The organism is Clostridium neonatale, assembly GCF_001458595.1.
Taxonomy (GTDB): Bacteria; Bacillota; Clostridia; order Clostridiales; family Clostridiaceae; genus Clostridium; species Clostridium neonatale.
Genome location: NZ_LN890328.1, coordinates 1,971,560 through 1,993,657 on the forward strand (window position 1 = coordinate 1,971,560; position 22,098 = coordinate 1,993,657).

22 protein-coding genes are annotated in these 22,098 nt (G+C 28.5%); 1 reads left to right on the top strand and 21 read right to left on the bottom strand.

Going from position 1 to position 22,098, the window contains the following annotated elements; all coding sequences use genetic code 11:
- Positions 1-234 precede the first annotated feature (234 nt).
- The 3 genes from topA to BN2920_RS15800 all read right to left on the bottom strand — a co-directional run bounded on the left by topA (position 235) and on the right by BN2920_RS15800 (position 4,985).
- Complete coding sequence (topA, locus tag BN2920_RS15790) at positions 235-2,325, bottom strand: type I DNA topoisomerase (RefSeq protein ID WP_058295938.1); 2,091 nt, start codon at positions 2,323-2,325, stop codon at positions 235-237.
- A gap of 66 nt (positions 2,326-2,391) precedes the next feature.
- Positions 2,392-3,447, bottom strand: coding sequence for a DNA-processing protein DprA (gene dprA, locus BN2920_RS15795; protein WP_058295939.1), 1,056 nt, complete (start codon positions 3,445-3,447; stop codon positions 2,392-2,394).
- Between the two features lie 20 nt (positions 3,448-3,467).
- Entirely contained in the window at positions 3,468-4,985 is a 1,518-nt protein-coding gene (locus tag BN2920_RS15800; RefSeq protein WP_058295940.1) for a YifB family Mg chelatase-like AAA ATPase, read from the bottom strand.
- Between the two features lie 173 nt (positions 4,986-5,158).
- On the opposite strand from BN2920_RS15800, the gene BN2920_RS15805 reads away from it, so the two are divergent.
- Positions 5,159-5,530: a YraN family protein gene (locus BN2920_RS15805; protein ID WP_058295941.1), complete on the top strand. Its 372-nt coding sequence runs from the start codon at positions 5,159-5,161 to the stop codon at positions 5,528-5,530.
- 392 nt (positions 5,531-5,922) lie between these two features.
- On the opposite strand, the gene BN2920_RS15810 is transcribed toward BN2920_RS15805, so the two are convergent.
- The 18 genes from BN2920_RS15810 to BN2920_RS15895 form a co-directional block, all read right to left on the bottom strand.
- Positions 5,923-6,735 carry a ribonuclease HII gene (locus tag BN2920_RS15810; protein WP_058295942.1) on the bottom strand — a complete coding sequence of 271 codons (813 nt, stop codon included), beginning with the start codon at positions 6,733-6,735 and terminating at the stop codon, positions 5,923-5,925.
- A complete protein-coding gene (gene ylqF / locus BN2920_RS15815; RefSeq protein WP_058295943.1) occupies positions 6,722-7,588 on the bottom strand; it encodes a ribosome biogenesis GTPase YlqF in 867 nt (288 codons plus the stop codon). Before ylqF ends, BN2920_RS15810 begins: the two co-directional genes overlap by 14 nt.
- A gap of 157 nt (positions 7,589-7,745) precedes the next feature.
- The gene (rplS, locus tag BN2920_RS15820; RefSeq protein ID WP_058295944.1) at positions 7,746-8,096 is read right to left on the bottom strand and encodes a 50S ribosomal protein L19; all 351 of its coding nucleotides are present in this window, start codon (positions 8,094-8,096) and stop codon (positions 7,746-7,748) included.
- Between the two features lie 138 nt (positions 8,097-8,234).
- Positions 8,235-8,951 carry a tRNA (guanosine(37)-N1)-methyltransferase TrmD gene (gene trmD / locus BN2920_RS15825; RefSeq protein ID WP_058295945.1) on the bottom strand — a complete coding sequence of 239 codons (717 nt, stop codon included), beginning with the start codon at positions 8,949-8,951 and terminating at the stop codon, positions 8,235-8,237.
- Positions 8,941-9,438, bottom strand: a complete 498-nt coding sequence (gene rimM, locus BN2920_RS15830) for a ribosome maturation factor RimM (protein WP_058295946.1) — start codon at positions 9,436-9,438, stop codon at positions 8,941-8,943. Before rimM ends, trmD begins: the two co-directional genes overlap by 11 nt.
- Positions 9,439-9,690: 252 nt before the next feature.
- Positions 9,691-9,918, bottom strand: coding sequence for a KH domain-containing protein (locus BN2920_RS15835; RefSeq protein ID WP_058295947.1), 228 nt, complete (start codon positions 9,916-9,918; stop codon positions 9,691-9,693).
- 48 nt (positions 9,919-9,966) lie between these two features.
- Complete coding sequence (rpsP, locus tag BN2920_RS15840) at positions 9,967-10,212, bottom strand: 30S ribosomal protein S16 (protein WP_058295948.1); 246 nt, start codon at positions 10,210-10,212, stop codon at positions 9,967-9,969.
- Between the two features lie 43 nt (positions 10,213-10,255).
- The gene (gene ffh / locus BN2920_RS15845) at positions 10,256-11,608 is read right to left on the bottom strand and encodes a signal recognition particle protein (protein ID WP_058295949.1); all 1,353 of its coding nucleotides are present in this window, start codon (positions 11,606-11,608) and stop codon (positions 10,256-10,258) included.
- Positions 11,609-11,625: 17 nt separating this feature from the next.
- Positions 11,626-11,961, bottom strand: coding sequence for a putative DNA-binding protein (locus tag BN2920_RS15850; RefSeq protein ID WP_058295950.1), 336 nt, complete (start codon positions 11,959-11,961; stop codon positions 11,626-11,628).
- A gap of 104 nt (positions 11,962-12,065) precedes the next feature.
- Complete coding sequence (ftsY, locus tag BN2920_RS15855) at positions 12,066-12,974, bottom strand: signal recognition particle-docking protein FtsY (protein ID WP_058295951.1); 909 nt, start codon at positions 12,972-12,974, stop codon at positions 12,066-12,068.
- A gap of 11 nt (positions 12,975-12,985) precedes the next feature.
- Entirely contained in the window at positions 12,986-16,549 is a 3,564-nt protein-coding gene (gene smc, locus BN2920_RS15860) for a chromosome segregation protein SMC (RefSeq protein ID WP_058295952.1), read from the bottom strand.
- A gap of 266 nt (positions 16,550-16,815) precedes the next feature.
- Complete coding sequence (locus tag BN2920_RS15865; RefSeq protein WP_058295953.1) at positions 16,816-17,844, bottom strand: elongator complex protein 3; 1,029 nt, start codon at positions 17,842-17,844, stop codon at positions 16,816-16,818.
- On the bottom strand, positions 17,837-18,535 hold the full coding sequence (gene rnc, locus BN2920_RS15870) for a ribonuclease III (RefSeq protein ID WP_058295954.1): 699 nt from the start codon (positions 18,533-18,535) through the stop codon (positions 17,837-17,839). The genes BN2920_RS15865 and rnc overlap by 8 nt, the downstream gene beginning before the upstream one ends.
- A 115-nt stretch (positions 18,536-18,650) precedes the next feature.
- The gene (acpP, locus tag BN2920_RS15875; RefSeq protein ID WP_058295955.1) at positions 18,651-18,881 is read right to left on the bottom strand and encodes an acyl carrier protein; all 231 of its coding nucleotides are present in this window, start codon (positions 18,879-18,881) and stop codon (positions 18,651-18,653) included.
- A gap of 85 nt (positions 18,882-18,966) precedes the next feature.
- Positions 18,967-19,962: a phosphate acyltransferase PlsX gene (plsX, locus tag BN2920_RS15880; protein ID WP_058295956.1), complete on the bottom strand. Its 996-nt coding sequence runs from the start codon at positions 19,960-19,962 to the stop codon at positions 18,967-18,969.
- Between the two features lie 128 nt (positions 19,963-20,090).
- On the bottom strand, positions 20,091-20,273 hold the full coding sequence (rpmF, locus tag BN2920_RS15885) for a 50S ribosomal protein L32 (protein WP_058295957.1): 183 nt from the start codon (positions 20,271-20,273) through the stop codon (positions 20,091-20,093).
- A 3-nt stretch (positions 20,274-20,276) separates the two neighbouring features.
- Complete coding sequence (locus tag BN2920_RS15890) at positions 20,277-20,780, bottom strand: YceD family protein (RefSeq protein WP_058295958.1); 504 nt, start codon at positions 20,778-20,780, stop codon at positions 20,277-20,279.
- A gap of 119 nt (positions 20,781-20,899) precedes the next feature.
- On the bottom strand, positions 20,900-22,096 hold the full coding sequence (locus tag BN2920_RS15895; protein ID WP_058295959.1) for an acetate kinase: 1,197 nt from the start codon (positions 22,094-22,096) through the stop codon (positions 20,900-20,902).
- Positions 22,097-22,098 lie beyond the last annotated feature (2 nt).

The window sequence follows — 22,098 nt, forward strand, 5'->3', positions numbered from 1 at the left end:
TTGGCATCCTATATTTCTTATCTATAAAAAAGCATCTTGAATTGTTAGAAAATTCTTAAAATTTTTAATTAAATAAAAAATACTCTTAGTTGTAGTTTATCATATAAAAATTCCCTTTTCAACAGATTTTTATACTAACTGACATCTTATTAAAGTTTTTAATAAATAAAAAAACATTTGCATTAAATAAAAAATTAATGCAAATGTAAAAATTAAATTATATTTAATAAATTTCTAATCATCTTTTTTTTCTTCTTTTATTTCTTTTTTATATCCACACTCTGTATTAGAGCATTGAATGTACTTTCCTTTTGATTTTGAATACTTTAAAACCATATATGAATCACATTCTGGACATTTTTCTTTTACAGGCTCATACCAGCTTACAAAGTCACATTCTGGATAACCTGAACATCCAAAAAACTTCTTACCTTTTTTACTCTTTTTAGCAACTATTGTATTTCCACACTTAGGACAAGGTACATCTAATTTTTCAACTATAGGTTTAGCATTTTTGCATTCTGGATATCCAGGACATGCTAAAAATTCTCCAAATCTACCTTTCTTTATCACCATCATTCGCCCACATTTTTCGCATGGTACATCTGACACTTTGTCTTCAATTACAACTTTAGAAATTTCTTTTTCTGCCTTCTCAATTGATATTTTCAAAGGATCAAAAAACTCAGCAACTATTTCAGTCCAATCCTCTTTCCCTTCTTCAACATCATCTAATTTCTTTTCCATTTCTGCTGTAAAATCTACATCTACAATTTGCTCAAAGTAATCACTCATAATGTTATTTACTATTTCCCCAAGCTCTGTTGGTATTAAATTTTTCTTTTCTCTAACTATATAATTTCTACTAAGGAGTGTAGAAATAGTAGGTACATACGTACTTGGTCTTCCAATTTCTTTTTCTTCAAGAAGCTTTACAAAAGATGCTTCTGTATACCTCGGTGCTGGTTGAGTAAAGTGTTGACTTGCACCCATGCTTTGTTTCTTTAGTTCTTCATTTTCCTCTAGTGATGGTAATATTACTGATTTATCATCTTCTTCATTGCTATATTCATATATTTTCATAAATCCATCAAATTCAATTGTAGAACCACTTGCTTTAAATTTATAATCTCCATTTACAATATCTATAGAATTTGTATTTAATAAGCATGATGCCATTTGGCTAGCTATAAACCTCTTCCAAATTAATGAGTATAATTTATATTGTTCTGAAGTTAAATTTTCTTTTGCTATTTCTGGTGTTATCTCAACATATGTTGGTCTTATTGCTTCGTGAGCATCTTGAATATTTTTTTTACTTTTATAAACTCTTTTTTCAGTTGGTAAATATTCTTTTCCATAATTATTTTCAATAAATTCCCTTGCACTGTTTTGCGCATCTTCTGAAATTCTCACAGAATCTGTCCTCATATATGTTATAAGACCAACAGTACCATATCCTTTTACCTCTACACCTTCATATAAAACCTGTGCTATAGACATTGTTCTCTTTGTCATAAAGTTTAGCTTTTTATTTGCATCTTGTTGAAGTGTACTTGTTGTAAATGGAGCTAATGGATTTCTATTTTTCTTCCCCTTCTTTATACTCTTCACAAGAAAATTTCCATTTTCAAGTTCAGCAACAATTTTATTTGCACTTTCTTCATTATTAATTTCAATTTTTTCATTTTTATATGTTGAAAGTCTTACTGGAAACTTACTCTTTTCTTTTTTTAATACTGTATCTATTAGCCAATATTCCTTTGGAATAAATTCATTAATTTCCTTTTCTCTATCACAGATTAATTTAAGTGCTGCTGATTGCACCCTTCCAGCACTTAATCCCCATTTTACATTTCTCCATAAAATTGGACTTATCTCATAACCAACTAATCTATCCAATACTCTTCTAGCTTGTTGTGCATCAACTAAATCTAAATTAATTTTTCTCGCCTGCTTTATTGATGCTTTAACTGCTGTTTTAGTTACTTCATTAAAAACAATTCTACATTGTTCATCTTCAGAAATTTTTAAAATATTCGCTAAATGCCATGAAATAGCTTCACCTTCACGATCGGGGTCGGTTGCAAGATATACTTTATCAGCTTTTTTAGCTGCTTTTCTAAGTTTACTTATTAATTCACCTTTTCCTCTTATTGTTATATATTTAGGAATATAGTGATTTTCTATGTCTACCCCAAGTTTACTTTTAGGCAAGTCTCTTACATGCCCCATTGATGCTTCTACAATATAATTTTTTCCTAAATATTTGCCAATTGTTTTTGCTTTAGCTGGCGATTCTACAATTACTAGTTTTTGACCCATAGCATAACTCCATATACTTATTTATGGAGTATTCACCCCCTGTATACTTTTAATCTTTCAAATTTCTTACATTGTTCTTACATAATAATTTCCTGGCAAACAAATTATTTCACCTTTAATCTGCATTTCAAATAATAATGCATATAATTTTCCTCTATCTATTGATGAATTATTAAATATATTATCAATATGAATAGGTGAATCATCTATCAAATCTAATATTTCCTCTTTTTCAGGAACTATCTTTTGCGGCTCAATATCTATATGTGGTAAATTGAGTAAAACCTTCAAATCTTCCACATCTGTGCAAATACATCCACCATCACGCATAAGTTTATTCGATCCACTTGCTCCTTTATATAATATAGAGCCCGGAATAACAATAACCTGTTTATGCTGTTCAAGCGAGTATCTCGCCGTAATTAATGAGCCACTTTTATCTGAAGCTTCTGCAACTATTACGCTTTCACTTAGACCACTTATAATTCTATTTCTACTCGGAAAATTAGTTTTTAATGGTGGTGTGCCTAATAAAAATTCTGAAATTATTACACCTTTTTCACATATCTTAGAAAATAACTCTTTATTTTCTCTTGGATAGACTCTATCTATACCACATCCTAGTACACATATGTTTATCCCACCACATTCTAAAGCAGTTTTATGTGCTGTTGAATCTATGCCTCGTGCACCTCCGCTTATAAGCGTAATATTATTAGTAATAAGCTCCTTTGTCAAGAGTTTTGTTACAACAAATCCATAATTTGAACATTTTCTAGCACCAACAATTGCAACAATTTTATCATTAATTACTTCAATATTACCTTTATAAAACAAAAAAAATGGTGGTTCTAAAATTTGTTTTAATTTCTCTTTGTATGCGGGATTAGCATATGTTATATATCCTATATTTTTCTTATTTAATATTTCTTTTACTCTTAATACCTCAGTTATTAAATCTTCTTTTTGAAAATTTTTTAATTTTTTTGATATTGAACTTTCTTTTTTCAATATCTCTTCAAAATTATCATAAACGTTTTTACAGGTTTTATACTTATCAATTAGTTTTATTTTTTTAGAATTACTTATTTCAAGAAGAATTAACCATAGTTCATAATCCATATTTACACCTCATTTTCTTTTTATATAACCTCTCCATTTATATTTTTTCTGTAACTTATTGCTTCAATAATATGTTCTTCTAAAATATCTCTTTTATTATCAATATCTGCTATAGTTCTTGCTAAATCTATTGTTTTCACATATCCTCTTAATGATATGTTTGAATTGTCATAGTAATGTTTTAAAACTTCTGTACATTTTCTATGAATTTTAAAAACTTCAAATACATCCATTCCTTTAACTTGTGAATTAAATGTGTACTTTGTATTTTTAAATCTTTCATCTTGAATTTGCCTAGCCCTCACAACGTTTTCTTTCATTATTTTTGAATCATACGAATCTTTTCTCTTCTTTATTTCATCATAAGTCAATCTTGGTACATAATTTAAAATATCCATTCTGTCTAATAACGCATTAGAAAACTTTTTTGAATATTTACTCAAGTTATTATTTAAATAAAAATCTGCACCTTGATATTCTTGATATTCATTGTTATCAACTGGATTAAAAGCTCCAACCAATAAAAAATCTGATGGAAGAGTATATGTTGTATTAAATCTATTAATATTTATTTTCTTTTCTTCTAAAGGCTCTCTTAATGATTCTAATACTTCTTTTTTAAATTCTAATATTTCATCTAAAAACAGTACTCCATTATGTGCTAATGTTATTTCACCTGGTTTAATTTCGCGTCCACCACCTACAAGTCCAGCTTTTGTTACTGTATGATGTGGCATTCTAAATGGTCTTCCAAGCTTCTTACCCGTATTTAAGTTTCCAACAGAACTATATATCTTAGCAACTTCAATTAATTCTTTTTTATTTAAAGGAGGCAATATAGACAGCAAAGCTTTTGCAAGCATTGTTTTTCCACATCCCGGCTCTCCATATAAAAGTATATTATGATTTCCAGCTGCTGCAATTTCTAATGCCCTTTTTGATGAATATTGCCCTATTATATTTCCATAATCTAAATTCTGTTCTTCTTCATCAAATACTTCATCTTGAAGTTTATACGGCAAAAGATCTTCATATGTTATAAAATCTATAGCTTCTTTTAGAGTTTTAAACGGAAAATAATTTCCATCATTAAAATAATATGTTTCTTCTAAATTATCATAAGAAAAGATAAATTTATTTTTATTTTCATTAATTCCTTGAAGTATTATTGGAATCATCCCTTTTATTCCTTTTAGTTCCCCAAATAAAGATAATTCACCAAAAACTATATATTCACTTAAATCTTTATTTTTAATTTGATTAGATTCCATAAGAATACCTAACGCTATTGGTAAATCTAAAAGTGAACCAATCTTTTTTACATCAGCAGGTGCCAAATTGATAGTTATTCTTCCAAGAGGAAAATTATATCCGCTATTAATTATAGCCGCTCTTACCCTCTCTCTAGCTTCTTTAACTGAAGCATCCGGAAGACCGACTATATTAAACATAGGTAATCCTTTGCATATATCTACCTCAACTTTAATTAAAATCCCTTCTAAGCCATTATTAGTAGCACTTGTAATTTTTACTGCCATCCTTTTCACCTCTTAAAATTATGCATATAAATTATTATTAATTCCATTAACAAGATTATAGACAGATAATAGATTATTAATTCTATTAAATTGAATAAATTGATTTTTTTCTCTTTTTGTTGTTAATAATATAATTAAATTAAATATATTTTTTTAATTTAAGGGAGAAATTTATGAAAAAGTTTAATAAAGCAATAGGCAGCCTAGGTGAAAATTTAGCAATAGATTATTTGAAACAAAATAAATATAAAATACTAGATACTAATTTTAAAAACCGTTTTGGAGAGATAGATATCATCTCTAAGAAGGATGATTTAATTATAATAATAGAAGTAAAAGGAAGGTTTGGAGTAGCTTACGGCTTTCCAAGTGAATCTGTTAATCTTTCTAAACAAAAAAATATTATAAAGGTAACCAATTCATATCTATATATAAATAATCTTTATAAACACAATATAAGATTTGATATAATTGAAATATTTCTTAACCATATAACTAATTCTTATAAAATAAATCATATAGTAGATGCCTTTAGAATAAATTAGAATCATAATATAAATGTTTGCTTCCATAATCTTTCTTCATTATTTTCTATTTACATAACTTCTTTTTCTAGCAAGTTAATCTTATTACGTACCTGTTAGTTTTATTAACTGCTGTACTTTAACTAACTATTTTTACTTCAGTTCTCAATTATGGCACAATAAATCTTTTATATATATTTACTTTTATATTCAGAAAAATATATAAATACATAATCTTAAAAATAAAAACACTTAAGAATTTGCTTATTTGTTGGGAATTGTAGTCCTAAGCCAGTATAATTTTACATTATACTTAATGCTTAATAAGAACACTGACTAATAATTTATTTAAATAAATTAAAAGTAGAGAATACTATTTTTTATAGCGATTCTCTACTTTTAAAATATAATATTTATAATAACTTTGTTAAAAAACTTTTTCTATGTATATCACATATTCCATACTTTTTTAAAGCTTCCACGTGTTTTTGAGTTCCGTATCCAACATTATTCTCAAAGTCATATTGACTATATTCTTTTGAATATTTTTTCATGAGATTATCTCTATAATCTTTAGCTACAATTGAAGCAGCTGCAATACTCGCACTTTTAGTATCTCCTTTTATAACGCTTTTATTTAAAATATTTATTCCTTTTACCAAATATCCATCTGATAAAACCAAATCTGGTTTTACTTTTAACGAATTACAGCTTTCTAAAAATACTTTATTATTTGAATACGCTATTCCTTTTTCATCAATTTCTTTATTTGATGATATTGAAATACTATATGCAATAGCTTTTTCTTTTATTATTTCTGCCAGTTTATTTCTCATAGATTCTTTTATTTTCTTTGAATCATTTAAATATAATATTAAATCTTCATCTATAACTTTTAAGTCAAGTACTACTGCACATGCTACTATTGGACCTGCTAATGGTCCTCTTCCTACCTCATCTACACCTGCTATGTATTTATAATTTCCAAATGATTTATCAAATTCATACATTGATTTAACTCTATTTATTTCATTTAAATACAAGTCCAATTCCTTCTTTATTTTAGTTCCTAATGAAATAACATTTTTTCTTTTATCGCTAGACAAAACTTCAATTATCTCAAAAATTTCATTAGACTTATAGCTTTCCTCAATAGAAATTCCTTTTATAAGTTCTTTTATTTTATTAAAAGGCAGCTTTTCTAATTCTTTATTAATTATCTTCATTGTTTTCCTCCAAAGGGGATTCTAAAGATATCTTTCCAATCTTTCCACCTCTAAACTCATCAAGTAAAATGACTGCCAATCTATTGTAATCAATTTGTCCCCCCGAAATTAAAGTACCTCTCTTTTTACCTATAGCATCTAATGTGTCTATTGGATTTTCAAAAATTTCATTTAATTTATATCTTTCCTTTAATTCTTTTCCATATGTGTTTTGAAGACGTTCTACAAGTTTTAATGCTAATTCTTCAATATCCATTATTTCATCTTTTATTGCCCCTGTAAAAGCTAAATTTAATGCAGTATTATCATCTTCAAATTTAGGCCATAATACTCCCGGAGTATCTAATAGCTCTATTCCTATACTTGTTTTTATCCATTGCTTGCTCTTTGTAACCCCTGGCTTATCACCAGTTTTAGCTATATTATTTCTTGCCATTTTATTTATAAAAGTAGATTTTCCGACATTAGGAATACCAACAACCATAACTCTTGTTATGATCTTTACCATTCCCTTAGCTTTTAGTCTATCATGCTTTTCTTTTAATAAATCCAATAAAGCTGGCTTTATAGCATTCAACCCATCACCTTTCAAGCAATTTACTTCAAGTACTCTTACTTCCTCTTTAGTAAGATATTTAATCCACTCTTTAGTTGTTTTAGAATCAGTAAGATCACTTTTATTTAAAAGTATAATTCTTGGCTTTCCTTGTAATAAATTATCTATATCGGGATTAGCTGATGATCTAGGTATTCTTGCATCCCTAATTTCTATAACAGCATCAACTAATTTCAAATTTTCTTTAATTTCCCTTTGAGTCTTTCTCATATGCCCTGGGAACCAATTTATCGCCATATATATTCCTCCTGTTTTATATAATATATAAAAATTCTTTATAAATCTAAATTTATTTATATTATGTCTAAATATACTTAATATAAACAATATTAAATATACTTATTTTTAAAAAATTAAATATAAAAAAAAGGACTAAAACAGTCCCTTTTTATTATTATCTAGTTAATAATTCTTTAACCTTAGCAGCTTTACCAACTCTATCTCTTAAGTAGTAAAGTTTAGCTCTTCTTACTTTACCTCTTCTTGCGATTTCAATCTTTTCGATAACTGGTGAGTTTATTGGGAATGTTCTTTCAACTCCAGTTCCGTAAGCAACTCTTCTTACAGTGAAAGTTTCTCTTAATCCACCATTTTGCTTTTTGATTACAGTTCCTTCGAACATTTGAACTCTTTCTTTGTTACCTTCTTGGATTCTAACATATACTTTGATAGTATCTCCAATATTAAAGTTTGGTAAATCGTTTCTTAATTGTTCAGCTTCTATAGCTCTTATAATTTCGTTCATTGTGCTTTCCCTCCTTTAAGATAATTTGACGTTCTTAACATATTAATAGTGCATGACAGAGGAACGCCCGTACTAGCACAAAGTTAATGATAACATATGTTTTTTTATTTTTCAACAAAAATTATAATATTTATAATTTTATTTCTTCTTTTCTTTTAAAAGCTTCATATCCTCTTTAGTTAATATAATATTCTTATACAAATCTGGTCTTCTTAACTTTGTAATATTAAGAGATTGCACTCTTCTCCATTTTCTAATATTCTCATGGTGTCCTGATAATAAAATTCCTGGCACTTCATCTCCTTCAAAGTTCTGAGGTCTAGTATACTGAGGATATTCTAAAAGGCCATCGTAAAAAGACTCCTCCATAAAGCTTTCTTCTTTTCCAAGAACACCTGGAATAAGTCTTAAAATACAATCTATAGTAGGTATAGCTGCCATTTCTCCTCCAGTCAGTACAAAATCACCAAGGGAAATTTCCATATCTATATGCTTATAGACTCTTTCATCAATACCTTCATAATGTCCACACAAAAATATAAGATTTTCTTCTTTAGATAATTCCTTAGCCATAGCTTGAGTCAACGTCTTGCCTCTTGGTCCTAAAAAAATAACCTTTCCTTTATTACTCTTCTTAGCATTCCTTATGCTGTCTACAATAGGCTGTGGTGCCATTACCATACCTGCTCCACCACCATAAGGATAATCATCAACTTTTTTATGTTTATCCAATGTAAAATCTCTTATATTTATAATATCCATATCTACAATTTTATTTTCTTTGGCTCTTCCAATTATACTATGATCAAATATAGTAAACATTTCAGGAAAAAGTGTTAATATACTAATCTTCATCTTGCCATTCACCTACAGGTCTTATAAGTACTTTCATATTTTCTATATCTACATCTAAAACTATATCTCTAAGTACTGGAATTAATAATTCTTTTGGCTCTTTAATCCAGTATACATCATTATTTTTAGTGCTTATTACATCAAAAATTTTTCCAAGCTCTTTTCCATTTACATCATATACTATACACTTTTTCAAATCTGAAACATAATAAGTATCTTCTGGGAGCTTTTCTTCCTTGTCTCTTGGTACTTCTATGTATTTTTGCTTATACATTTCAGCATCATTCATAGTATCTATACCCTCTATTTTTAAAATCACTCTATCCTTTTGAAACTTAACTCCTAAAATGTTCATTTCAACTCCACCTACAAGAACACTCTTATATTTTTTAAACTTATTTACATCTTCTGTTAAAGGATAGACTTTTACTTCACCTTTTATTCCATGAGTATTAATTATTTGTCCTATTTTAAATAATTCTGCCAAATCTAATTCCACCTTCTTTAATTAAATTTTATTCTATATGTCTTATTTTCATAAATATCTATATTATATGTTTTATTCTCAATGTGAATTTTACATTTTCAATAAAATATTGTCAATCATATTTAAAATTTATCGTTTTGATTCTGGTCTCATTTACCTCTTATGATAATATTTATTATATTAATTACAATATATAATTTATTAAATAAAAAGGATGTTCAAAACAATACATTTTGAACACCCGCTTCATTTTTAGATGATTTCTACTAAAACTCGTTTATTATGTTTTACTGCTGCTGCTTTTACTACCGTTCTAATAGCTTTTGCTATTCTTCCTTGTTTTCCAATTACTTTTCCAACATCCTCTGGAGCTACTTTTAACTCTAATATGATAGAAGCTTCCCCATCAATCTCATTAACAGTAACAGCATCAGGATTATCAACAAGGGATTTAGCTATATATTCAACTAATTCCTTCATAAACGTTCTATAATTAGTATATACTAATTATAGTTTCACCTCCAAAAATTACTTAATAAGACCTGCATTAGTTAAAAGTCTCTTAACTGTTTCTGTTGGTTGAGCTCCATTAGATAACCATTGGCTAACTTTTTCTTCATTAACTTTAACTTCAACTGGTTCAGTTAAAGGGTTGTAGTATCCAATTTCTTCGATGAATTTACCATCTCTTGGAGATCTTGAATCAGCAACAACTATTCTATAGAAAGGAGCTTTTTTAGCACCCATTCTTCTTAATCTCATTTTTACTGCCATTTTAATTTCACCTCCTTTATAGGATTATGATATATTTCAAATTCTAGAAAGGTAACTTGCCAAATAGGCCGCCCTTCTTAACTTGCTTTTGCATTGATTTCATCTGCTTCATGTTCTTTTTCATCATTTCATAACTTTTCATTAATTTATTAACTTCTTGAATTGATGTCCCTGAACCTTTTGCAATTCTTGTTTTTCTTGACATTGACTTTGCTACAAGATTTGGATTTCTTCTTTCCTTAGCAGTCATTGAGTGAATTATAGCTTTAGTCATTGCCATTGTAGCTTCGCCTTTGCTTAAATCAACACCTTGTAATTCTTTTGCATTCATACCTGGTATCATTTCTAAAAGTTTGTTAAGTGGTCCAAGCTTAGCCATTTGATCCATAGCCATTAAGTAATCTTCAAAATTAAATTCTTGATTTAACATTCTCTTACCTAAATCAGCTGCTTCTTTTTCATCTATTGCTTCTTGAGCTTTTTCTATAAGTGATAATACATCTCCCATTCCAAGAATTCTAGATGACATTCTGTCTGGATAAAACACTTCAAAATCATTCATCTTTTCACCAACACCAATATATTTTATCGGTTTGTTAGTTATGCTTTTTATTGAAAGTGCGGCACCACCTCTTGTATCACCATCTAATTTAGTAAGAATAACTCCAGTTAAATCCAAGTCGCTATTAAAGCTTTCTGCAACATTAACAGCATCTTGACCAGTCATAGAATCTACTACTAATAATATTTCTGATGGATTAACATTTTCTTTTATATCTTTTAATTCTGTCATTAGTTCTTCATCAATATGAAGTCTACCTGCAGTATCTATTATAACTACATTATTTCCATTATCCTTTGCATGAGCAATACCAGCTTTAGCTATATCAACAGCACTTACTTTATCCCCCATTTGGAATACTGGAATTTCAATTTGCTTTCCTACCACTTCTAATTGTTTAATTGCAGCAGGTCTATATATGTCACAAGCTACAAGTAATGGTTTCTTGTTATTTTTTCTTAAGTTTAACGCAAGCTTACCACACATTGTAGTTTTACCTGCACCTTGAAGTCCAACTAACATTATAACTGTAAGTCCACTACTGCTATAGTTTATTTTACTTTCACTTCCACCCATAAGATTAGTAAGTTCTTCATTAACTATTTTTATAACTTGTTGTCCTGGTGTCAAACTTTCAAGCACATCACTGCCTACACATTTACTACTTACAGTTGAAACAAAAGTTTTAACTACCTTATAGTTAACATCCGCTTCTAATAAAGCAAGCTTTACTTCTCTCATGGCTTCTTTTATATCTTTTTCAGTTAATTTACCTTTACCCCTTAATTTCTTAAAGGTTGCCTGTAATTTTTCTCCTAAACCTTCAAAAGCCATGTATACTTACCTCCTTTTTATAAATTTTCTAGTTTTTCTTTATATCTCAAAATTTCACCATTATCAATTGAATGATTAATTTTTAAGTCTTCTAAAAAATCTATAATTTTTTTATTTTTTTCAATACTCTTTTGAAGTAAGTTAAGCTTACCCTCATAGGACAAAAGCTGCTTATAACATCTTTTGATTAGGTCATGAATTGCCTGTCGACTTGTTTTATTTAATTCAGCTATTTCTGCTAAAGATAAATCATCATTATAATATAAGTCCATTATGTCTGCTTGTTTTTCAGTTAATAATGGTCCATATAAATCCATTAATAATGATATTTCAAATCGCTCTTTTTCATCCATGTTTAATCACCTTACCCACAAAAGAGATTTTATCAAGATTTTATATAAGTGTCAAGTATTTTTACTTAACACTTATATATTTTTTTAAATGATTTTATTTTTGCCTAAATTAAAACTTCTGCAAACTCTTCTGCATTGAATTCTTGAAGATCTTCAATTCCTTCTCCAACCCCAATATACTTAACTGGAATCTTTAATGTTTGTTTTATTGATAAAACCACACCACCTTTTGCAGTTCCATCTAACTTAGTTAATATTATTCCATCAATAGGACATACCTCCATAAATTGTTTTGCTTGAATCACTGCATTTTGTCCTGTAGTTCCATCTAAAACTAATAAAGTTTCTTTTTTATAAGAAGATAATTCTCTATCTATAATTCTATTTATTTTCTCAAGTTCATTCATTAAATTCTTTTTATTATGAAGTCTTCCAGCAGTATCACATATAAGAAGATCTACATCTCTTGCTTTAGTTGCTTCTATGGCATCAAAAACAACTGCCGCTGGATCTGACCCTTCTTGTTGTTTTACTATATCAACATTTGCACGCTTACTCCATATTTCAAGCTGATCTATAGCAGCTGCTCTGAATGTATCTGCCGCTGCAAGTAAAACTTTTTTCCCTTCTTCTTTATTTTTAGCTGCTAATTTTCCAATTGAAGTTGTTTTTCCAACTCCATTTACGCCTATTATAAGCATAACCTTTTTATCAGCTTCTTCTTCTTCCTTTGTATCCTCAAGTAACATTTCTTTAATCACTTCTTTTAATGCTGGTGTTACTTCTGCTGGATCATTTATTTTTTCCTTTCTTATTTTACTTCTTAATCTTTCTATTAATTCTACTGTTGTATCCATACCAATATCACTGGTTATTAATATTTCTTCAAGTTCTTCATATAAATCTTCATCTATTGTTATCGCTAGTTTTAAAGCCTCATTTATTTTATCTGTCAATCCATCTCTTGTTTTAGATAATCCATCCTTTAGTTTATCAAACAACTTTCCAAACATCTTAATTCCTCCTAGTCAAAATCATTGCTTAAGTCTACTGACACTACTTTAGATACACCTTTTTCTTCCATAGTAACTCCATAAATTATATCACTTGCCTCCATTGTTCCTTTTCTATGTGTTATAACTATAAATTGAGTTTTTTCAGAAAACTTAGTTAAAAACTCTGCATATCTATAAACATTAGCATCATCTAATGCCGCCTCTATTTCATCTAAAATGCAGAATGGCGTTGGTTTCATCTTTAATATTGCAAATAATAATGCAATAGCTGATAAAACTTTTTCTCCCCCTGACATAAGATTTATGTTTTGAAGCTTCTTTCCTGGCGGTTCAACGTTTATATCTATATTTGCATCAAGCTCGTCACCTTCGCCTAAAATAAGTTCTGCACTTCCTCCTTTAAATAAATCTTTAAAGGTTTCATTAAAATTATAATTTAATATCTTAAAATTTTCCTTAAATACACTTTTCATTTCAAGTGTCATTTCTTCTATTACTGATATAAGTTCTTCTTTTGCTTTTTCTAAATCTTCTGCTTGAGATGACATAAATTCATATTTGTCTTTAATTTCTTCGTATTCTTGTATTGCACCTAAATTTACAACTCCAAGTTTTGTTATTTTAGCCTTTGTTACTTGAATCTCTTCTTTTAATATCTTTTCATCTGTTACAGGTTCACATATTTCTAATGCTTCTGCATAAGTTAATTCTAATTCTTCATTAAGCTTTTTATAAATATGCTCATTTTCTGATTCTTTTTTAGCTTTAATTATTTCTCTCTTATTTACTTCCATTTCTTTATTAGCAACTTCATCTAGTACTCCGCTAATAAGATTATCTTTCTCTTTAAACTCTTGCTTAAGTTTTTCTTTTAGTATTTCTTCATCTTTAAAATTAAGCTCAAGTTTTTGTATTTCGTTATTCTTCTCTTCAATGGATTTTTTCTTGTTTTTTATATCATTAGTTAAAGATAAAATGTTATTACTATTATTTACACTTTCTTCTTTTAAAATCACATTCTTTTCTTCAAAATCATTAACTTCTTTATTCATTCTTAGAAGTTCATTTTTCTTACTTTCTAACGCTTCATCTAAAGCAGCCTTATTTATTTTCATCTCAGTCAGTTTAGATGATATATTATCTAATTTTTGTTGTTTTTCTTTAAGATATTGTTCAAGTCCTGTTATCCTATTTTTATTGGATAAATCTTCACTTTCAACATTTTTTATTTGTTCTTCTTTTTCTTTAAGAGTTATATCTATTTTATTTCTTTCATTTATAATTTTTCTTAATTCTTCTTTATTTATTTCTAAACTTTTAGCAAGCTTATTTGTATCATTTTGCAAATTTTTCTTTTCTTCTTGTTTCTTTGTAGAATCAATATTTTTTGCATGAACTTCATCTCTTTTATTTAATATGTCTTCATCTAACTGCTTTATCTTTTGCTTTAAGTCATTGGCCTCTGAAACAAGAATATCACAACTCTCTTTTTTCTTAAATATTTCTTTTTCAAGTTCTTCTATCTCTCTTTTTCTTCCTAAAACATTAGTATTTTTTCCTTTTATACTACCACCAGTTAAAGCCCCTCCTGGATTTATTACTTCACCATCTAATGTAACTATTCTATAGCTATAATTACTAATTTTAGCTATGTTTAAAGCACAATCCATATTACTACAAATTATCGTTCTACCTAAAGTATAGTCCATTATATTTTGATACAATGGGGCATAAGTGATTATTTCACTTCCTATGCCTATAAAATCTTTTTCTTGTGTTATATTTGAACTTAAAGATAGCTTTTTACCTTTTATTATATTTAAAGGTAAAAATGTTGCTCTTCCAAGCTTATTACTTTTTAAATACCCTATAAGATTTTTTGCTACTTCTTCGTTTTTAGTTATTACATTTGAAATAGCTGAACCAAGTGCAATCTCTATAGCTGTTTCATATTGTTTTTCAACTTTAAAAATCTCTCCTAATACCTTTGTATCCTCTGCTTTGGAAATTTTATTATTATGAATAGATTCCATTAATGATTTAACTGATCTGTTATATCCTTCATAGTGCTTTTCTAAATTTTCAAGCATATTTTTATTTGCTTCAAGTCTAGTTAAATTTCTATTTAATTCCCTAAACTCGTTTTCTTTTCTTGTTAAATTTCCTGATAGTGCACTAATCTTTTTCTTATTGACTTCTATCTCTTCATTCAAATCTTTTATTTCAGTGTTTTTTAATTCAATCTCAACTTCTAGACTTTTATACGTCTGTGTATTTATGAGTATATTGTGCTCTAAAGAAATAATAGATGAATTAAGCTGCTCTTCTCTTTCATTTTTAATAGTTATTTCTTTATTTATAAGTGCAATCTCATTTTTTATCTCTGAATTTTTTCTTAAAAGATCTATTTCGCCTTTTTTTAAAGTTCTAAGTTCTTCTTCAACTTTTTCTATTTCTTTAAGAACATCATTGTTTGTTGACTCATATAAAGTTATTTCTTCATCTTTAGCTTTTTGTTCGTTTTTCTTTTCTTCTAATTCTTTTTCTAAAAATTCCTTATTTTCTTTTATATAAGATATTTTTATTTTAATATCATTAATCTCAGTATCATTTCTTTTAATTCTTTCTTCAAGTGATTTTATTCTTTCATTGTAAAGATCAATTTCCTTTGACTCTTCACCTATAATCTCCTTTAAGTTGTAATATTGCTCTTTTTCTTCTAGAGTCTTTTTGTCTATTTCCTCAATTTTTTCCTCTAATTTTTTAAGTTCTATCTTATCATTAGATATCTTTTGCCTTTGCTCTTCAATTTCTTTAATACGATTATTTAAATCTTCAGTAATACTTTTAAGCTCATCTTCCATTCCTTTTATTACGTGAACAATAAGTGATACTTCTTTTTTCTTTAAACCATTGGATAACTCATTGAATTCTAAAGCCTTTTCTCTTTCAATTCTTAATGGTTCAATTCTTTCTTCATATGTTGAAATAATATCATTTATTCTTACTAAATTTTCATCTGTATTAGCTAATTTTTTTTCTGCTTCTTCTTTTCTATTTTTAAACTTTACTATTCCAGCAGCTTCCTCTATTAACGATCTTCTATCCTCTGGTCTTCCGCTTAATATAGCTTCTATTTTTCCTTGTCCTATTAATGAATATCCTTCTTTTCCTATACCTGTATCCATAAATAAATTATTTATGTCTTTTAATCTACATTTTGAATTATTGATTAAATATTCAGATTCTCCAGATCTAAATATTCTTCTTGATACAGTAACCTCATTATATTCTGTTGAAAGCTTACCATCGCTATTATCTAATGTAAGCGATACCTGAGCTAATCCTACTGGCTTTCTAAATTGGGTTCCAGCAAATATTACATCCTCCATCTTTCCGCCTCTTAGAACCTTTATGCTCTGTTCACCAAGAACCCATCTTACCGAATCTGAAATATTACTTTTCCCGCTACCATTAGGACCAACAACAGCGGTCACTCCTTTTTTAAATTTCAACTCTGTTTTATCTGCAAATGACTTAAAGCCACGTATCTCAAGGGATTTTAAAAACAAATTTCCCACTCCTTACACTAAAATAAAAGTATAGTAGGAATAAATCCTATAACGAAAATTAATATAATAAAAATAGTTATAGCTACTATCATTTTTTCTCTTGTCTTTTTCTTCATAAATAAACCACCTCTCATTATTATTAAGTTTATAGTAAAGATTAGAAAATTTCAATAATTAGAAATTTTTCATCATATAGTAGTCCTTAGATTTTATTTATTATTAATTTATAATTATCGAAACATATGAAAAGCGAGAGTTTCCTCTCGCTAAAATATTATATCCATTTTCTTTTCATCTAACAATAGCTTAATATTTCCTCTTAAAATATTATCACTTTGTTTAACTTCTACTTTTTTATTAAGCGCCTTAAGCTTATTAAAATACAATTTTTTATTCGCATATAGCTTGCTTATATCTTTTGAATTTATTTCTATTGTAAATTCACTAATATTTTTAGTATTTTCTATTATTTTATCAATGATTAAACTTCCTTCAACAAGTTCCCTAAACGCTGGATGAAATGGCCCTGAAATCACATCCTTACCTTCTGCAATACTGTCTGTAGGTTGAAGTCCTATCCTTATTACATTTACGCCAGCATTTCTGTACATATCATACATAACTTTGCTTATTTCAACAGCTTCTTCAAGCGTATAAGGTATGTATGTATTACGCTTATACATTATCTCCATCGGTGTATCTTTTATTACCAATGATGGATATATCCTACATATGTCCGGATTCATCTGTAATGAACACTCAACAGTCTTAATATCAGTTTCAAAAGTATCTCCTGGAAGTCCAGGCATTATTTGATGACCTAATATAATATTATACTCCTTAATAAGCTTTGATGCCTTTACCACATCTTCTACAGTATGCCCTCTTCCGGCCTTCTTTAATACCTCAGAATCTAAAGACTGAACTCCAAGTTCTATTATATCTACACTATATTCTTTTAAATAATTTAAAATATAATCATTTATATAATCTGGTCTTGTTGAAAGCCTTATTTTTTTTATAAGGCCTTTATCTTTATATTCCTTGGCTATACTTAAAAATTCTTTTTGTTTTTCCTCTTTTATTCCAGTAAATGTTCCTCCAAAGAACGATACTTCAACTATAGCTTTTGAATTATCAATAGTTTCCAAATATTCATTTATAGTTTTTCTAACTATTTGACTCGTTACTTGTTCATCTAGTCCAGTTATTCTGTCCTGATTACAAAAAACACATTTATGAGGGCACCCTTCTTGAGGAACAAATATTGGAATTATATAATAATTTTTACTCATTTATTTCGCCTAATATCTTCAAAGCTGCTTTTGCTGCATTTTGTTCTGCTTCTTTTTTACTGTATCCTTCGCCTTCTCCCATAATTTTATTATCAATAACCACATTAATAAAAAATTTACGTCTATGAGGAGGTCCTTCATACTTTATTAAATCATAATGTATTACCACCTCTCCATCCTGTTGAAGAAGCTCTTGAAGCTTTGTTTTAAAATCTAAAACAATTTCATTGTTTATTGCTTTATGTATTATCTTTTCAAAATGTAATAATATAAAATCTCTTACAAAGCCTATACCTTTATCCAAATAAACTGCAGCAATTACTGCCTCTACACAGTCAGCTTGAATAGATATTCTTTCTCTCCCTCCTGTAAGTTCTTCACCTTTACTCATTCTAATATATTTTCCTAGCTGTAACCTTTTTGCTATTTCAAATAAAGAATTTTCACAAACTATGAGACTTCTTATTTTAGTTAATTCACCTTCAGTCTTATCCTTAAATTTATTAAATAGATATTCAGTAATACATAATTGCAAAACAGAATCACCTAAAAATTCAAGCCTCTCATTATACTCTGCATCCTTGAATTGATTTCCAAAGGAACTATGTGTAAGTGCTGTCTTTAATAACGTATGATTATTAAAATAAACTCCTAGATTATCTTCAATTTCATTAAGTGTATACTTATTCACTTTTAAAATCCACTCCTTGAAGTTTATTCTTCAATTTGCTTTTAGCGTTTAAACAAATTCAAGAATAAACTAGTTATAAATAAATATAAAATCCCGCAACATACGCGGGATTGTTTTATTCTTCGTGATGAGCTTTTACGTATTCTACAACGTCTCCAACTGTTTTGAAGTTTTCAACATCTTCATCTGGAATTTCCATTTCTAGTTCATCTTCAAGTGCCATTACAAGTTCAACAATGTCTAATGAATCAGCATTAAGGTCATCAATGAATGATGCTTCCATAGTAACGCTTTCTGCATCTATGCTTAACTTATCTGCAATTATCGCCTGTATTTTTTCAAACATTACTTTCACCTCCCACGTTCTACATTTAGATAATATTATATAATATCCTACTCGTCAATATAAGTTTGATATATTTTTATTAATTTTAATTATTAAACTCATTTTTCATATGATTCAATACATCATTTTTATAGAAAATATCGGTCTGTCTAATAGCATTTTTAAAGGCTCTTGCATCAGAACTTCCATGTGCTTTAATACATATGCCATCAACCCCTAGAAATGGTGCTCCACCATATTCTTTATAATCAAATCGTTTCATTATTTTCTTTAAAACTGGCTTTAACAATAAAACCCCTGCTTTAGAAATAATTGATGATTTCATAATTTCATCTTTCATTACTTTTAAAAGAGTTGATGCAGTTCCTTCATACATTTTTAAAGCTGTATTTCCTACAAATCCATCACTAACAAGTATATTAGTATCTCCAGTCGAAATATCTCTTGGTTCTACATTTCCAATAAAATTAAGTTCATTATGCTCTTTTAGAAGCTGATAAGTAGATTTTGTTAGTTCATTTCCCTTTTCTTCTTCTGCGCCTATATTTATAAGTCCTACAGTTGGATTTTTTACATTAAACACTTTTTCATAATATACTTTACCCATCTTAGCAAATTGGACTAAATAAGAAGGTTTACAATCAACATTAGCACCAACATCAACTATCATAAAACTTCCGTTTCTTCCTGGCATAATAGGGGCTAATGCTGGTCTTTCTACACCTTTCATTCTTCCTACTATGAATGTACATCCAGCTAAAAATGCTCCTGTACTGCCACCTGATATTACCGCATCACAAGTTCCATCTTTAACAAGGTTCATAGCTTTTACTAAACTTGAATCTTTCTTTTTTCTTACTGCCATAACAGGGTGTTCATTAGTTGATATAACTTCAGTAGCATCTATAACATTTATCTTATCTTTTTCATAATTATATTTTGATAATTCCTCATTTATTTCTTTTTCAGGGCCAGTAATATACATCTCAATATCTTTATATTCCTCTAAAGCCTGAATTATACCTTCTATAACAGCTGCTGGTGCATTATCTCCACCCATCCCATCTATTGCTATTTTCACTAAACTCACTCCTTTCTAGCTTAATAAGTTTCAAAATAACATTTTCTCTCTTTAATATATAATTATACTACTACTTAATATATTATCATAATTATATAAAAAGAAAAGAAAGTCATAAAGACTTTCTTTTAGTTTTCAGAAGCTACAACTTCCTTACCTTTGTAATAACCACATTTTTTACACACTCTGTGAGCAAGCTTCATTTCGTGGCATTGTGGACATTCTACTATACCAGGTAAACTAGCTTTAAAAGTTTGAGCTCTTCTTTTCTTAGTTCTAGCACTACATTGCTTTCTAGCTGGACAACCCATTCATTACACCTCCTTATTTTTGAAAAAACCCTTTAAGACTTCAAAACGTACATCTACGTCCTCTTTATCACATGTGCATGAACCATGATTTAAATTACATCCACATGTTTGACAAAGCCCCTTACAGTTGGTTTTACATACTCTTTTAATAGGTAAAGTTGAAATAATACTAGTTTCAACTACTTCATTGATGTCTAAAACATCATCAATTACAATAATAGCTTCATCTTCTGAATTGCTATCATTTGTAAACCTTTCTTCTATATCAATATCTATTGGATAGATAAAGGTATCTAAACATCTTGAACAATTCATTTCTAAATTGACTTTAATATTAATATTCAGCAATAAAATATTATCTTTAGAAGATATATCTCCCTGCACACTGCAAGAACTGACTGGTTTTATAATATCGCCTTCAAATTCAAATGGATTCATTTCAAAAGTATAGTCAATATTTTTATGTCTGCCTTTTCCTGAAACAATATCTGAAATTTGTATTTTCATAATAGCTTAATCCAAATATAATTTAAAATATATGGATCTTTCTGTCACTCCTTGCTTATATATTTATATCAAACACCACTAATTATATAAAGTCACACCTCAAAAGTCAAGTTATTTTACTACTTTGTTAAAGCTAATGTTTCTTTTGCTATCATTAACTCTTCGTTTGTAGGTATTACAAATACTTTTACCTTTGAATCTTCAGTAGAAATTTCCATACCTTCACCGATATCCTGATTATCATTCTTCTTTAAATCAATTTTTATTCCTAGGAATTCCATGTCTATTAAGGCTCTTTCTCTTATTTCAGGTGCATGTTCTCCTATACCTGCTGTAAACACAATTGCATCTAGTCCTGCCATAGCAGCTGCATAAGCTCCTATTTGCTTCTTTATTTGATATCCATAAAGATCCATTGTAAGTAATGCTCTTTTGTTATTCTCTCTTGCAGCACTTCTTATATCTCTAAAATCAGTACCCACGCCTGATATTCCAAGCACTCCAGATTTCTTATTTAATATTTCATCCATTTCTTCTATTGAATATCCCTTTTCTTTCATTAAATAAGTTACAATTGCCGGATCAATGCTACCACTTCTTGAGCCCATTATAATTCCATCAAGAGGTGTAAATCCCATTGTAGTATCTACAGATGTCCCGCCATCAACTGCTGTAACACTAACACCATTACCTAAATGACAAGTAATAGTCTTAATGTCTTTAATATTTTTCCCCATAACTTCAGCAACTTTTCCTGCTACATATTTATGAGATGTTCCATGGAATCCATATCTTCTTATATGATCTTCTTCATAATATTCATATGGTATTGGATACATAAATGCTTTTTGAGGCATTGTTTGATGAAATGCAGTATCAAATACAGCTACCATTGGAGTATTTGGCATAAGTGCCATACAAGCTTTTATTCCAATTATATTAGCTGGATTATGAAGTGGTGCTAAACTTACTAAGTCTTCTAAGTTTTTCATAACTTCTTCGTTAATCACTACCGATGTTGAGTATTTTTCTCCACCATGAACAACTCTATGTCCTACTGCACTTATTTCATCCATTGAATTTATAACACCATTGGCCTTATCAACTAAAGTATTTAACACTAAGTCTATAGCTACTTTATGATCTTTGAGATCTGTTTCTACTATATATTTTTCTCTTCCTTCTACTTTTTGAGTTAATATACCATCAATTCCTATTCTTTCAACCAACCCTTGTGCCAATACATTCTCATTACTCATATCAATAAGTTGATATTTTAATGACGAACTGCCACAATTTATAACTAATACTTTCATTT